This is a genomic window from Ensifer sp. VA4, assembly GCF_055710065.1.
Genome location: NZ_JBVQPO010000026.1, coordinates 31146 through 45300, shown reverse-complemented (window position 1 = coordinate 45300; position 14155 = coordinate 31146). Strand labels below are relative to the sequence as shown.

Sequence of the window (14155 nt, the reverse complement as noted above, 5' to 3'; positions counted from 1 at the left end):
TGATCTCCTTCGGCTCGCCGAAATAGACGCCGCCGGTGAGCTCGCGCACGATCAGGATGTCGAGGCCTTCGACGAGCTCGGGCTTCAGCGACGAGGCGCTGGCGAGCGCCGGATAGCAGATCGCCGGCCGCAGGTTGGCGAAGAGCTCGAGGTCCTTGCGCAGGCGCAGCAGGCCGGCTTCCGGGCGGACCTCGTAGGGCACCGCATCCCACTTCGGGCCGCCGACGGCGCCGAACAGCACCGCATCGGCGGAAAGCGCCTTCTTCATGTCCGCCTCCGAGATCGCCTGGCCATGGGCGTCATAGGCCGAACCGCCGACCAGGCCCTCGTCCGTCACGAAGCCGGCGCCAAGCTCGGCATTCATGTAGGCGATGATTTTGCGGACTTCCGCCATGGTTTCCGGGCCGATGCCGTCGCCGGGAAGGATGAAAAGTTTGCGAGCCATTTCGGCACTCCTGTCGTTTTCGTCTGATTGTGAGCGGCGTTGCCGCAGGGGTTGGTTGAAAGCTGCGCCTGGTTACGAGGTGGCGGCGCCATGCTCGACGCCCGGCAGCGGTCGAGCGCCCTCGATTTGCGCGATGCGCTCCCTGAGGGTGTTGGCTACGGCGTGCGAAGCCGAGGACATGGCGATTTCGAGGTTCGCCTTGCCTCCATCCACCTCTATGGCAAGCTTGGAAACGCTGACGCCGAGCCGGCGAACGATGTCGAGCAGGCGGGAGACGATGTTTTCCAGGTCGCCGCTCTCGATGGTGTAGCGCATCGTGTGGCTCATCATGCGACCTTCGGCCAAGGCCGCTGCTCAGGGCGCATGGTTTCAAAGGCGCGTGCGAGACGCAGCACACCGATGTCGTCGAAGGACTGACCGATGATCTGCAGACCGATCGGCAGGCCGCCCGAAGTATAGCCGCAATTGATCGAAATCGCCGGTTGCCCGCCCATGTTGGCGGCGACGGTGAAGGCGATATGCTCGAACGGTTTTTGCGGGTCGTTGATCGGCGAGGCCCATTCGGCCGGATAGGACGCCGTCGGTGCGGTCGGCGACAGGATGAAATCGAAGCCGTTAAGGGCTGCGTGCAGCGCATTGCGCATGGCCTCGATCTGGGCGAAGCCGGTATAGACCTCGCGACCGGAGAAATTCTCGGCCGTTTTGATCCAGTCGAAGATGTAGGGCAGGATCTGCGCCTGTTTTTCCGGCGAAAGGCGCGACACGTCCTCCCAGCCGCGCGCCCGCCAGAAGCGGTCGAGGCCGTCGATCATCTCGCGGGTGAGGAACGGGCCGACCGGTTCAATGATCGCACCGGCATCGGCGAAAAGCTTCGCCGCCTGGCTGATCGCCTGTTCCGTTTCCTCGGTAACCGACTGGCCAAAGCCGGCGTCGAGCCAGAGACCGATCTTCAGGCCCCTCACGTCGCAATATAGGTCGAGCCACGGGAGTTCCGCATAGGGCAGAGCCATCGTGTCGCGGGCATCGGGTTTTGAGAGCACGGACATGTAGAGCGCGGTGTCGGCGACCGTCCGGGTCATCGGCCCCGCGACGCGGCCGATGAAGGGTGGATTGATCGGGATCCGGCCGGCCGAAGGTTTCAGGCCGACGATGCCGCACCAGCCGGCCGGCAGGCGGACCGAGCCGCCGATATCAGTGCCGATATGTAGGGGGCCATAGCCCGCGGCGGCTGCCGCTGCGGCGCCAGCGCTGGAGCCACCGGGATTGGCCGAAAGATTCCACGGGTTGCGGGCAAGTTTGTGGAAGCTGGAAAGGCCGGAGGAAAGCATGCCGTAGTCGGGCATGGTGGTCTTGGCGAGCAGAATGCCGCCCGCCTCTCGGGTGCGTGCGGCCGGCGGCGCGTCAGCGGCGGCCGGTGTGAGCGTCACGGCGGCGCAGCCGAGCGGGACCGCTGTCCCCTTGGTTGCGATGTTCTCCTTGATCGTCACGGGCACGCCATCGATCGCGCCCAGAGGAGCGCCTTTCGCCCAGCGTTCTTCCGAGGCCTTTGCGGCCTTGCGCGCTTCGGCCGGGTCATAGGCCCAAAGCGCGTTCAGTTTAGGTTCCGAGGCGTCGATGCGGGCGATGACGGCTTCGGTGACATCGACAGGGGAGAGCTTCTTCGAGCGGTAGGCCTCGACAAGATCAACGGCGGAGAAATCGGCAAGTTCGGACATGGGATCAATTCCTAGGCGAAATGGCAGCGGGCGGACCAGGCCGGCGATACCGGCTTGGCCTCAGGCGTTCGGGTCCGGCAGATCTCCTGCCTCATCGGACAGACGGCGGCATAGGCGCAGCCGGCTGCGGTCGTTGCGGTATGGACGGGCGTTTGCGGCGGTGCATCAGAGCGAATCCGCTTGCGACGGCCGGAAAACGGTTTCGGCACGGCGGCGACCAGCGCCTGGGTGTAAGGATGGCGCGGATTGTCGAAGACCTCAGCCGTCGGTCCCTCCTCGACGATCCGGCCGAGATGCATGACCGCGACCCGATCGGTGATGGCGCGCACCACGCCGAGATCGTGGCTGATGAAGAGATAGGAGAGGCCGAGCTTCTCCTGCAGGTCCATCATCAGGTTCAGGACCTGCGCCTGGATCGAGACGTCGAGCGCCGAAACGGGCTCGTCGGCGACGATCAGCGCCGGCCGGGTAATGAGCGCGCGGGCTATGGCGATGCGCTGGCGCTGGCCGCCGGAAAACTCGTGCGGGAACTTGTCGGCGGATGCAAGCGGCAGGCCGACAGCTTCCAGCACCTCGGCGATGCGCTTGTTGCGCTCCGCCGTGCTGGTGCCGCGTTCCAACGAAACGATCGGCTCGGAGATGATCGTGCGGACCGTATGGCGCGGATCAAGCGAACCGTACGGATCCTGGAAAATCGCCTGAAAGCCCTTGCGCGCTTCGCGCAGTCCGGCGCGGTCGAGCGCATAGATGTCCTTGCCGGCAATATTCACCTCACCCGATTGCGGCCGCTCCAGTCCCATAACCGCGCGTGCCAGCGTCGATTTGCCGGAGCCGCTTTCGCCGACGATGCCGAGGCTCCGGCCGGCTTGGAGTTCGATGCTCACGCTATGCAGCACCCGCAGGCGGCTTTGTTTCGAGAAGATCGAAGGGCGCGGCAGATCGTATTCACGCACGAGATCAGTGGTTTTGAGAATAACCTCGCTCACGGTGCCACCATCCTTTCGCGCGGATGAAAGCAGGCGGCGCGATGCTCGACATTTTCATCGGTGTTGATCAGATCCAGCGCCGGGATCGCCCGCCGGCAATCCGGCTGAACGTAAGCGCAGCGCTCGGCAAAGGAACAGTGAGGCGGCCGACCGAAAGGATCGGGAACGATGCCGGGGATAGCGTTCAGTCGCGGACGTCCTTCGCCCGCTTGGCGTGGCGCAAGCGCCGCGCCATGTGGTGAGGCGGCAAAGAGGCCGCGGGCATAGGGATGTGCCATGCGGGCGAAGACATCGTCGGTCCGCCCGGTTTCGATGATGCGCCCGGCATACATGACCGCGATGCGGTCGGTCATCTCGGAGACGACGCCGAGATCGTGGGTGATCAGCATCAGCGCGGTGCCGGTGTCTTCAACCAGTTCGTCCAGCAGGTCGAGGATCTGCGCCTGCACGGTGACGTCGAGCGCGGTCGTCGGCTCGTCGGCAATCAAGAGGTCCGGTTCGCAGGCGATCGCCATGGCGATCATCACGCGCTGCCGCTGGCCACCGGAGAGCTGATGCGGGTAGAGGTCCAGATCGAAGCGCGGCGCCGGCAGGCCGACCCGGTCGAGAAGCGCACGGGCCCGCTTTTCAGCATCGGCCCTGGTTTCGCCGAGGTGAAGCCGCCGTCCCTCGGCAATCTGCGCGCCGATCGATTTCACCGGGTTGAGCGCTGTCATCGGCTCCTGGAAGATCATCGCCATGCGCCGGCCGCGATAGTCGCAATAGTCGGCTTCCGACAGGCCGGCGAGATTGCGGCCGTCGAAAGAAAGTTCGCCCCGCACTCGCATGCGCTGCGGCAGCAGACCCATCACGGCGAGTGCGGTCATAGACTTGCCGCTGCCCGATTCGCCGACGATGCCGAGGCGCTCGCCACGTTTGAGCTCAAGATCGATGTCGCAGACGATATCGACCTGGCTCGTGCCCGCCGTGAGTTCGACCGACATGCCGGTCATTCTAAGCAAGGGTTTCGTCATCGTTGCCGCCTCACGCGCGGGTCGAGAATGTCGCGCAGGCCATCGCCTAACAGGTTGAGGCCGAGCACGGCAAAGGTGATCGCCAGCCCCGGGAAGATCGCGAGCCAGGGCGCCTGGTAGATGAAGGTCTGGGCGTCGTTCAGCATCTTGCCCCAGCTCGGCATCGGCGGCTGCGTGCCGAGCCCAACATAGGAGAGACCGGCCTCGGCGACGATCGCCAAGGCGAACTGGATCGTCACCTGGACGAGCAGCACGTGGTTGATGTTGGGCAGGATGTGCAAAAGGGTGATCGCCACGTCGCCGCGGCCGGCGCAGCGCGCCGCCTGCACATATTCGCGCTTCCAGAGCCCCATCGAGGCGCCACGGGTGACGCGGGCAAAGACCGGGATATTGAAGATGCCGATCGCGATCATCGCATTCGTTGCACCGGGGCCGAAGATGGCGGTGATGATGACGGCGGTCAGAAGCGCCGGAAAGGCGAAGGCAAGGTCGCTCATGCGCATGACGAGGCCATCGACAAAGCCGCCGCGCGCGGCAGCCCAGGCGCCGAGCGGTACGCCGATGCCGGCACCGACCAGAACCGCGACGATCGAAACGCTGATCGAGTTGCGTGCGCCCACCATGATCATCGACAGGATGTCGCGGCCGAAATTGTCGGTGCCGAACCAATGGGCAAGACTAGGCCCCTGCAGCTTGTCGCGGAAGTTCATCCCGGTCGGCGAATAGGGCGTCCAGACATAGGAGACGATCGCCATTGCCAGGAGGATGACGGTGACGGTGGCGCCGATCGTCAGGTTCCTGCTGCCGATGAGCTTGGAGACGATGCCTTGTTCAGAAGCGACTGCGGGATTGGACATCAGTGGCCTCCTCGCGACAGCCGCGGATCCAGATAGCCGTAAACCAGATCGACGAGGAAATTGATGGTGATGACGGAAGCCGCGAGCAGCGTCACCAGCGTCTGCACCGTCACCAGGTCGCGCTGAGCGATCGCCTGGAAGACCAGGCGGCCGATACCCGGCAGGTTGAAGACGTTCTCGATGATGATGGTGCCTGCAAGCAGGAAGGAAAACTGCAGGCCGATGATCGTGACGACCGGGATCAGCGCGTTCGGAACCGCATGCGTCCACAGCGCGCCGGACCGGCTGAGCCCCTTGGCGCGGGCGGTGCGGATGAAATCCTCGCCGAGCGTCTCGATGACGGCCGAGCGCGTGACGCGCCCGAGAATGGCAGCAAGCGGCAGGCCGAGCGCGAAGGCCGGCAGGATCAGCGAATGCAGGCCGTTCCAGATGCCGCCATCCCAACCGGCAAAGCCGGAGGCCGGAAACCAGGCAAGCTTCAGCGCGAAGAGCAGGATGAAGAGCAGCGCCAGCCAGAAATTCGGAATGGCGACGCCAACCTGGGCGATGCCCATGACCACCGTGTCTCCGGCCTTGCCGCGATTGGCGGCGGCATAGACGCCGATGGCGATGGCGACGACCACGGAGATCGCCATCGAGAGCAAAGCCAGCGGCAGCGTTACCAGGATGCGCGGACCGAGCAAGTCGCGGATCGGCACGGAATAGGTGAGGCTCATGCCGAAATCGCCGACAACGAAGCCGCCGATCCAGTGGAGGTAGCGGATCCAGATCGGCTGATCGAGGCCCAGTTGTCTGTGCAGCGCCGCAATCGCGTCCGGGTCCGCGTTCATGCCGAGCATCAGCACCGCCGGGTCGCCGGGCAATACCTGCATCAGCAGAAAGACGATGACTGAGGCGACCAATGTCGTCAAAACCAGCGACACGAGGCGACCGCCAATGAAGGAAATCACATCAACCTCCCGGAAAGAGCGAGCGTTGACCGGCGCCGGGTGCGGCGGTCAACGGCATATCTGCAGCCACCCTTCCCGACGGGAAGGGCGGGATGCCGGGGCGGGGTGCGGGTTTCTGCCCGCATCCCGCTCATTGAAAGTCGATCAGTTTTCCCAATGGGTCTGGGTCTGATCGTCGGCTGGCACCGGCATGTTCTTCCAAAGCCCCTTTACCTTCTTGTTCCAGACGCCGATCTTCGGCAGCGCATAGAGGAAGACGTTCGGTTCGTCGGCTGCCAGCTTGCGCTGGAGCTGGCCGCTGAGGTCCATCTGTTCGGTTTCGGTCGAGGCGAGCGTGTAGGACTTGTAGAGCGCCTTGTATTCCGGGTTCTGGTAGTTGAAGTAGTATTTGTCGCGGGCATAGATATCGAGGTCGCGGGCCTCGGCATGGGCGATGATCGTCGCGTCGAAGTCCGAGTTCTTGAACACCTGGTCCAGCCACTGCGCGAACTCGATCGGGACGAGGTTCACCTTGACGCCGACTTCGCTGAGCATGGCCGCGATGATCTCGCCGCCGCGGCGGGCATAGGCCGGCGGCGGCAGCATGATGGTGATCTCGAGACCTTGGACGCCCGCTTCCTGCAGCAATTGCTGCGCCTTGCCGGGGTCGTAGGGGTAGGTCTCGTTCAGATCGACGTAACCGGGTTCGACCGGCGAATAGTGCGAGCCGATCGTCGTGCCGAAGCCGGAATAGGTGCCTTCGACCAGCGCCTTGCGGTCGATTGCATAAGCGAGCGCCTGACGGACACGCACGTCGTCGAACGGCTTCCTTGCATTGTTGAGAGCGAGGACCACCTTGCCCGAGGTACTGCCGACCTCGACCTGGAGGTTCGGATCGCTCTGGAACTGGCTCACGAGTTCCGCTGCCTGGAACATTGGGAAGGCATCGACATTGCCAGCGAGAACGGCGGCGGCAGCGGCCGAAGGATCGCTGATGAACTTGAAGGTCACTTCGCTGAGCTTGGCCGGTTCGCCCCAGTAGTCGGCGTTCTTTTCGAGTACGACCTTGTCGCCCTTTGCCCATTCCTTGAACTTGAACGGACCGGTGCCGACAGGCTTGGTCTTGTTGTCGGCGGCGGATGAAGGCGCGATCATCACCGCGTCGCCCCAGGCCATGTTGAAGAGGAAATTCGACGCCGGGCGCTTCAGCGTCACGACGGCGGTGGCTGGATCCGGGCATTCGGTCTTTTCGATCGGCTCGAACAGGCCCTTCTGCGCATTGGTGGAGTCCGCCGCAACCGCGCGTTCATAGGAGAACTTGACGACCGAGCAGTCGAACGGCGTGCCGTCGTGGAACTTGACGCCCTGGCGAAGCTTGAAGCTGTAGGTCTTCTGGTCCCCGGAGACGGTCCAGCTTTCGGCGAGCAGCGGCTTCACCGTGCCGTCTTCCACCACGCGCACCAAGCCCTCGAAGAGGTTGCCGTAGGTGATGTAGCGGATCGGTGCTGCGGCACCGGCGGTCGGGTCGAGGCCCGGCGGCTCCAGCACCTGGCCGACGGTGATTGTGTCCTTGGCCATCGCCGTCGTCAGCGACGCGGCGATGAAGCACGAGGCAAGTGCCCATTTCGTCAAGTTCATCATGGTTCCCCCGCTTTGCGGTTTCGTTGTTTATGGTCCCAGTTACTTAGATCGAGCGTCCGCCGTCCACATCCAGTGCGACGCCGGTGATCATCGAGGCCTGCGGCGAGGCGACGAAGGCGGCGGCCTCGGCGAGATCCTCGGGCTTCAGCAGGCGTCCGAGCGGAATGGAATCGCGGAACTTCTTGCGGATTTCCTCGGTGTCTTCTCCCATGAAGGTCGAAAGCAGCGGCGTCTCGCCGGCGACCGGATTGAGCGCCACCACGCGGATGTTGAACGGCGCAAGTTCGATCGCCAGTGCCTTGGTGGCGGAGACCACCCAGCCCTTGGTCGCATTGTACCAGGCCAGATTCGGTCGCGGCCGGTTGGCGCCGGTGGACGCGATGTTGACGATGACGCCGGCCTTATTTTCCTTCATGTGCGGCAGCAGCGCCCGGGTCATCAGGTAAACGCCGCGCACGTTGACGCCGAGGATGCGATCGAACTCATCAGGCTCGACCAGTTCGGCGTTTTGCGGCTTGTGGCCGATGCCGGCATTGTTGATCAGGATATCGACGCGGCCGAACGACTCGATACCGGCCGCGACGGCGGCTTCGACATCGGTCTGCTTGGCGATATCGGCAACGACGGCAATGACGTTGTCGCCGAGTTCCTTGGCAACGCGCTCAGCGCCGACGGCATCGCGGTCGACGACAATGACCTTGGCGCCGCCTGCGACGAAGCGTTTCGCAATGCCCTCACCGAAGCCCGAACCCGCGCCGGTGATGAGAGCGACTTTACCTTCTAGTGACACGTGTTCCTCCCGGGGCAAACTTGGATCAGAAATTAGAGCGGGATGTGGGCGGAAAACGCCCACGGTTCCTGGCTCTAGCCGTGGTAGACGGAAATGGTTTTCATGCTGGCAAAGCCGTAGAGGGCCTCAAAACCCTTTTCGCGGCCATGGCCCGATTTCTTCACGCCGCCGAAGGGCAGCTCGACGCCGCCGCCCGCGCCATAATTGTTGATGAACACCTGGCCGGCGTGCACGGCGCGCGCCATGCGCAACTGCCGTCCGCCGTCATTGGTCCAGACGCCGCAGACGAGGCCGTAGGCGGTGCCGTTGGCAAGGCGGATTGCCTCCTCTTCGCCGTCGAAGGGCATGATCACCTGCACCGGTCCGAAGATCTCTTCCTGCACCGTGCGGTGTTCGTGCGGCACGTCGCGCAGAAGCGTGGGGGCGACATAGGCGCCCTCGGCGGGTGCGTCAGCGACGATCTCGCCTTGAGCTGCGATCTTCAGGCCATCCTTTGCAGCGTCGGCAAGGAAGCTCTCGATGATCGCCTTCTGCCGCTGCGAGACGACCGGACCGACCGAGAAATCGGCGCCGGCCGGGCCGACCTTGAGCGCACGATATCTCTCGCTCATGCGCGCGACCACCTCCTCGTAGACCGACCGCTCAACGAGAATGCGCGACGAGGCCGAGCAGGTCTGGCCGGCGTTCTGAATGCCGGCATTGACGAGGAAGGGAATGGCGCGATCGAGATCGGCATCGGCAAAGACGATCTGCGCCGACTTGCCACCGAGTTCCAGTGTCACCGGCACCGCATTCTTCGCGGCTGCCGCCTGCACCATCTCGCCGGTGCGGACAGAACCGGTGAACGATATGTGGTTGACGTCAGGATGTTCGGAAAGGGCCGCACCGGCCTCCGCGCCGAAGCCGGTGACGATGTTCAGCGCGCCCGCGGGCAGGCCTTCTTCTTCGGCGATGCGGGCAAATTCCAGAATGGTGAGGCAGGCTTCTTCCGCCGGCTTGACCACCGCCGCATTGCCCATCGCAAGCGCGGCACCCAAGCTACGGCCGAGGATCTGCATCGGGTAGTTCCAGGGGATGATATGGCCGGTAACCCCGTGCGGTTCATAGACCGTCAAGACGGTGAAGCCGTTCTGGTAGGGGATCGTGTCGCCATGCACCTTGTCGGCGGCGCCGCCATAGAATTCGAGATAACGGGCGAGCGCCACGACGTCGGCGCGCGCCTGCGTCAGCGGCTTGCCGACATCGCGCGCCTCGAGCTCCGTCAGCAGATCAATGTTGCGCAGCACTGCTGCCGAAATCCGGCTCAGCACCCGCCCGCGCTCCGTGGGCGTCATGCGCCCCCAGTCGCCGGAGAGCGCCGCGCGTGCAGACCGCACGGCGAGATCGATGTCGTCCCGGGTGCCCCGGGCAATGCGCGCGAATTCCTGGCCGTTGGAAGGGTCTCTGACGGCGATGAACTCTCCACCCGATGCATCCTGCCATTTGTTCGCGATGAAATTGCCGTAGGTCTTCACGATCATGCCTCGTTGTCAGTCTCGCGCTCGTCGAGGAGCGCTTTCAATCTCGTTGCGGTCGCGTGGATATGCGCGCGCGCCAGCTTCTCGGCCTCGTCGAGGTTCCGTGCCGCGATCGCCTCGACGATCAGCTCGTGTTCGGCGACGGCCGCGCTGGCGCGTTCGCTCGAAAGCGAAAAGGCCGGCGCAAAGACCTGCGAGGTCATGCGCAGAAGCGGGCCGAGCGGTGCCAGCGATGCATTGCGTGAGGCGGCGACGATTGCCTCGTGAAAAAGGACGTTGGATTGGGTGTAGGCACCGGGATCCCAGTTCTCGACGATCTTGCGCTGTCGCTCAACCTGCTTTGCGAGATCCTTGATTTCGGCCGGTGTCGCGCGCTCGGCGGCGTTGCGTGCCGCGACACCGTCCATTGCCTCGCGCACAGCATAGGCGTCGAGAAGTTTCGGCAGGTCGGCAGTCGCGACCCTGACGCCGCTGCCCGGCTTGTTGACCACGAGCCCGTCGCGCTCCAGCACCCGCAGGGCTTCGCGCAGCGGCGTTCGGCTGATGCCGAATTCGGCAGCGATCCGCTCCTGGCGGAGCGTCGCTCCGGGGGCGTAGACGCCGGCATAGATGCGTTCGCGAAGCGCTTGCGCCACTTCGTCGAGTAGGCGCGATTGGCTTCGCCATTCGAAGGATTGGTTCATCGATCCCTCCCACAGTCGAAGCAAATTGTATCCAGGATACAGGTCGTGTCAATCCGTTGATGAAATGTAAGTCGCCAGGATGCTCAATCCCCGAGGCCACGACCTCGGCTCCGGCAAATCCCGATTACGCCGACGCGTTGACGAGTCACGCGTCGCGGCTTCTATTAGGAATAGCTGTGATGGGAGGCTGGGCCGTGCAGATGCTTGATTGGATTGCGATTATTCTGTTTCTCGCGACCTGGGTGGGATTGGAGCCGATGATGGCTCTTGGCTGGCCGCGCCGGACTGACAGCCTGATGCTGGACATGGTGCGTGTGAGGCAGGCCTGGATGCGCGAGGTTCTGACACGAGACACCAATTTCATCGGCGATGCGGCCATCCTCGGCCACACGATCAACTCGGCCTCGTTCTTCGGTTCGGCCAACCTTATCGTCATCGTCGCCATGAGCAGTGCGCTTTTCATCCAGCCGACGATCGGCCTTCAGGCGGGGATCATCGCGATCTTCGCCCCAATCGAGCCGCTGTGGCTGTTTCAATCCAAGGTGCTGCTCGTCATGGCGACATTGCTGCGAGGGCTTTCCGAGTTCATCTGGGCCGTGCGGCAGATCAACTATTGTCTCGCGGCGATCGGAGCCAGCCCGTCGCGCGATGAAGTCCGAGACATCACTGCCTGGACCCAGGCCCTGTCGCTGATGATCAATCCGGCGCTTCGCTCCTTCAGCCAGGGCGTTCGCTCGTACTACTTCACAGTTGCCGCGGCTCTCTGGTTCCTGGGTCCGATCGCGTTTCTCGTCGCCATCGTCGGCTCGGTAGGACTTCTCGTCTGGAGACATAGCTGGTCGGATACGGCCAAGGGCGTGATGGAGGTGCGCAAGCTGCTCGACAAGAGCAATCCACCCGCCGGCGCGGCACAGCCGACCACGGCGATCAGTTCTACGGCGGCGGATAGCTGAGGACGAACCGCGGTGAGGGCCTAGGAATCCGGTATGTTCCGCTGTCCTTGACCAGGCTCGGCAGGTACTTTTGGCCCGATTGGTTGGAATTCGCGGGCAAGGCAACCATCTAGAGATTACCAATGTTTCAAAGGCGGCGACTATGTCCGACAAACCGATCAAGATTCCCGGCCCAGATCATCCGATCAGTATTGATCGAAACACGGCGCGCGTCGTCGTCAAGCTCGATGGACGCGTCGTTGCCGACACCCGCGACGCATTGACGTTGCGCTAGGCGTCCTACCCGCCGGTTCAATACATTCCGCGTGAGGATGTCGATATGTCCTTGCTTCAGCGCACGGATCATGCGTCGCATTGCCCTTACAAAGGCGACGCCTCCTATTACCAGCATCCCGATCGGTGGCGAGCGGTCGAGAAATGCCGTCTGGACCTACGAAAACCCGCATGCGGCGGTGGCCGAAATCAAGGGCCGCCTGGCCTTCGATCCCGATCGGGTGGATAGGATCGGGGAATTGTAGTCACCTTGCCCGTCCGTCTCATGGGTTGCCGAGGTGTCGTGGCACGCTCGTCGTTCTTGAGGCCCGGCGGCCCTTAATCAGCCCGAACACGGAACGTCTCGCGCACTGCCTTCAGGAACTGCGCCACTTTCGGCAGATCGCCCAGTTGCTGATGATAGAGGTAGTAAAGGGTCGTGGGCGGTCCCGACCATTCGGCAAGAACCGGAACCAGCCGCCCCGTGGCGACCCCGTCTGCGGCGAGCGCATCACTGAGCAGACCGATGCCGAGGCCCTCGGCGATCAGGCGCTCTCCAATGGCCGGATCGTCGACCACGATGGATGGTGGCCGCTCCAATGTGAAGTGCCGGTTGCCATCCGACAGCAGCCAGTGGGCGAGTTCGCGCCGCATGCGCGTCCGATGCGCCACCAGGGCGACCCCCATCAGATCCTCGGGTGACGACAGGGTCACCCCGGTGCAGTAGGTCGGGGCGGCATAGAGGCGCTGCTCGATCGTTCCGATCTTTCGGTAGATCATCTCGCTGTCGACCGGCTCGCCCATTCTCAGCGCCACGTCGACGCTTTCGCCAATCAGGTCGACATTGTGATGGGTCGTCTGCAGGTCGACCTGAACTTCGGGGCAGAGATCTGCGTAGAGCTTGAGGATCGGTGGCAGGTAAGTGCGCGCGAAAGCCACCGATGTTGCGACCCGCAGCCGCCCGCGGGCCGTTCCGTCGGCGGGGCGGAAACTGGCAATGCCACGATCGATCAATTCCACTGCTCCACCAATCGACTCCAGCAGCTGTTTGCCGGCTTCGGTCAAGGAGACGCGGCGCGTCGAGCGCAACAACAATGCGACGCCGAGCACGGTCTCTAGCTCCAGCAGGCGTCGGCTGACCGTGCTCGGTGGAAGGTGCAGGCGAAGCGCGGCGGCGGAAAAACTCTCGGTGCGGGCGACCTCCAGGAAGATCCTGAGGCTATTGAGATCGGGAGACTGGGGGGATTTCATGCGTTTCCGGAACAATCACTTCCATGATCGAAGGATAATCGACGAAGGGTTGAATTGATAGCTTCATCGCATTCAATCGAAGGAGCCGATCATGACCACCCGCAGACAAGCTTTGGGTTTTCTCGCCGCCACCGCCCTGTTGCCGCTCGCGCCGCGCCTGGCCTTTTCCGCCGCGCCGTTCTCGACCGTTGCCAATGCCGGTTTCTACCGCTTCCGCTTCGGAAAATATGAAGTCACTGCGCTGTCGGACGGCACGCTGGCGCTGCCTATGGCGACGATCTATCAGAACGAACCGGTGGACGACCTGCAGCGCAAGCTCGACGACAACTTTCTCGGCAAGGAGCCGCATCTGTCGATCAATGCCTATCTGGTGAACGACGGCGAACGCCTGGTGCTGATCGACGCGGGGTCGGGCGCGCTGCTCGGCGCCGCTGCCGGCAAGCTCCTTCGCCACATGACGGCCTCCGGCTACGCAGCCGAGCAGGTCGACGCCGTGATCCTGACGCATGTGCACGCCGATCATTCGGGCGGCCTCACCGTCGATGGCAAGCCGCAATATCCGAATGCCGAGATCCATCTCGCCGATCGCGAATATCGGTTCTGGATCGAGCGCGAAGGCGTGACGTCGATGACCGAGGCACAGAAGACCGACTTCCAGCGTGCCCACGATGCTCTCGCCCCCTATATCGCCGCCGGAAAGGTGAAGCGTTTCGCCGACAACGCCGACGTTTTGCCGAACATCGGTTCGATCCTCAGGGCCGGGCATACGCCCGGACATTCATCGATCGTGTTGAAATCCGATGACGGTCAACGCCTCGTCTTTTGGGGTGACGTGATCCACGGCGACCACATCCAGTTCGATGCACCCGACGTCTTCGTTACCTTCGACGTCGACGGCGCTGCGGCGGTCGCGACCCGTGCCATGGCACTTGCAGATGCGGCGGATGGCCGTTACCTCGTCGCCGGCGCGCACCTGCCGTTTCCCGGCATCGGCCACGTGGCCAGGGATGAAACGCTCTATCGCTTCATTCCCTGGAATTACATCGAGTAGCGCGCGCTCTTGCCGCTGCCTGAGGCGACGAGATCACCTCGAAACGACCGACTTCCCTCACGCGGCGCAACG

The 14155-nt window shown here is 63.5% G+C and carries 13 protein-coding genes and 2 pseudogenes; 3 read left to right on the top strand and 12 right to left on the bottom strand.

The features are described 5' to 3' along the window. The 11 genes from AC0C6X_RS29050 to AC0C6X_RS29000 all read right to left on the bottom strand — a co-directional run. A partial coding sequence (locus AC0C6X_RS29050) for an isocitrate/isopropylmalate family dehydrogenase (RefSeq protein ID WP_472956456.1) occupies nt 1-445 on the bottom strand: 445 nt, incomplete at its 3' end. A 72-nt stretch (nt 446-517) separates the two neighbouring features. After that, nucleotides 518-775 (bottom strand): hypothetical protein, encoded by a 258-nt coding sequence (locus AC0C6X_RS29045; protein ID WP_472956455.1) that lies wholly within the window; start codon nt 773-775, stop codon nt 518-520. Continuing rightward, the gene (locus AC0C6X_RS29040; RefSeq protein WP_472956453.1) at nt 772-2160 is read right to left on the bottom strand and encodes an amidase; all 1389 of its coding nucleotides are present in this window, start codon (nt 2158-2160) and stop codon (nt 772-774) included. The genes AC0C6X_RS29045 and AC0C6X_RS29040 overlap by 4 nt, the downstream gene beginning before the upstream one ends. A gap of 11 nt (nt 2161-2171) precedes the next feature. Further along, entirely contained in the window at nt 2172-3146 is a 975-nt protein-coding gene (locus AC0C6X_RS29035) for an ABC transporter ATP-binding protein (RefSeq protein WP_173519455.1), read from the bottom strand. Beyond that, nucleotides 3143-4159: an ABC transporter ATP-binding protein gene (locus AC0C6X_RS29030; protein ID WP_173519456.1), complete on the bottom strand. Its 1017-nt coding sequence runs from the start codon at nt 4157-4159 to the stop codon at nt 3143-3145. The genes AC0C6X_RS29035 and AC0C6X_RS29030 overlap by 4 nt, the downstream gene beginning before the upstream one ends. Continuing rightward, the gene (locus AC0C6X_RS29025) at nt 4156-5016 is read right to left on the bottom strand and encodes an ABC transporter permease (RefSeq protein ID WP_173519457.1); all 861 of its coding nucleotides are present in this window, start codon (nt 5014-5016) and stop codon (nt 4156-4158) included. Before AC0C6X_RS29025 ends, AC0C6X_RS29030 begins: the two co-directional genes overlap by 4 nt. Continuing rightward, nucleotides 5016-5966: an ABC transporter permease gene (locus AC0C6X_RS29020; RefSeq protein ID WP_173519458.1), complete on the bottom strand. Its 951-nt coding sequence runs from the start codon at nt 5964-5966 to the stop codon at nt 5016-5018. The genes AC0C6X_RS29025 and AC0C6X_RS29020 overlap by 1 nt, the downstream gene beginning before the upstream one ends. A 144-nt stretch (nt 5967-6110) precedes the next feature. After that, entirely contained in the window at nt 6111-7586 is a 1476-nt protein-coding gene (locus AC0C6X_RS29015; RefSeq protein ID WP_173519459.1) for an ABC transporter substrate-binding protein, read from the bottom strand. Between the two features lie 43 nt (nt 7587-7629). Further along, nucleotides 7630-8376 carry a glucose 1-dehydrogenase gene (locus AC0C6X_RS29010; RefSeq protein ID WP_173519460.1) on the bottom strand — a complete coding sequence of 249 codons (747 nt, stop codon included), beginning with the start codon at nt 8374-8376 and terminating at the stop codon, nt 7630-7632. A gap of 74 nt (nt 8377-8450) precedes the next feature. Further along, on the bottom strand, nt 8451-9896 hold the full coding sequence (locus tag AC0C6X_RS29005) for an aldehyde dehydrogenase family protein (protein ID WP_173519461.1): 1446 nt from the start codon (nt 9894-9896) through the stop codon (nt 8451-8453). Further along, nucleotides 9893-10576: a GntR family transcriptional regulator gene (locus tag AC0C6X_RS29000; RefSeq protein ID WP_173519462.1), complete on the bottom strand. Its 684-nt coding sequence runs from the start codon at nt 10574-10576 to the stop codon at nt 9893-9895. Before AC0C6X_RS29000 ends, AC0C6X_RS29005 begins: the two co-directional genes overlap by 4 nt. 200 nt (nt 10577-10776) lie before the next feature. Between AC0C6X_RS29000 and AC0C6X_RS28995 the strand changes: the two are divergent. Both AC0C6X_RS28995 and AC0C6X_RS28990 read left to right on the top strand, forming a co-directional pair. Then, a pseudogene (locus AC0C6X_RS28995) lies at nt 10777-11460 on the top strand (DUF599 domain-containing protein); the annotation flags it as partial. A 211-nt stretch (nt 11461-11671) separates the two neighbouring features. Next, nucleotides 11672-12047: pseudogene (locus AC0C6X_RS28990) on the top strand (DUF427 domain-containing protein). Nucleotides 12048-12120: 73 nt separating this feature from the next. Here the strand turns inward: AC0C6X_RS28990 and AC0C6X_RS28985 are convergent. Continuing rightward, on the bottom strand, nt 12121-13032 hold the full coding sequence (locus AC0C6X_RS28985) for a LysR family transcriptional regulator (protein WP_173519464.1): 912 nt from the start codon (nt 13030-13032) through the stop codon (nt 12121-12123). Nucleotides 13033-13123: 91 nt separating this feature from the next. Here AC0C6X_RS28985 and AC0C6X_RS28980 point away from each other — a divergent pair, with 91 nt between their 5' ends. Next, complete coding sequence (locus tag AC0C6X_RS28980; RefSeq protein WP_173519465.1) at nt 13124-14083, top strand: MBL fold metallo-hydrolase; 960 nt, start codon at nt 13124-13126, stop codon at nt 14081-14083. Nucleotides 14084-14155: the final 72 nt, after the last annotated feature.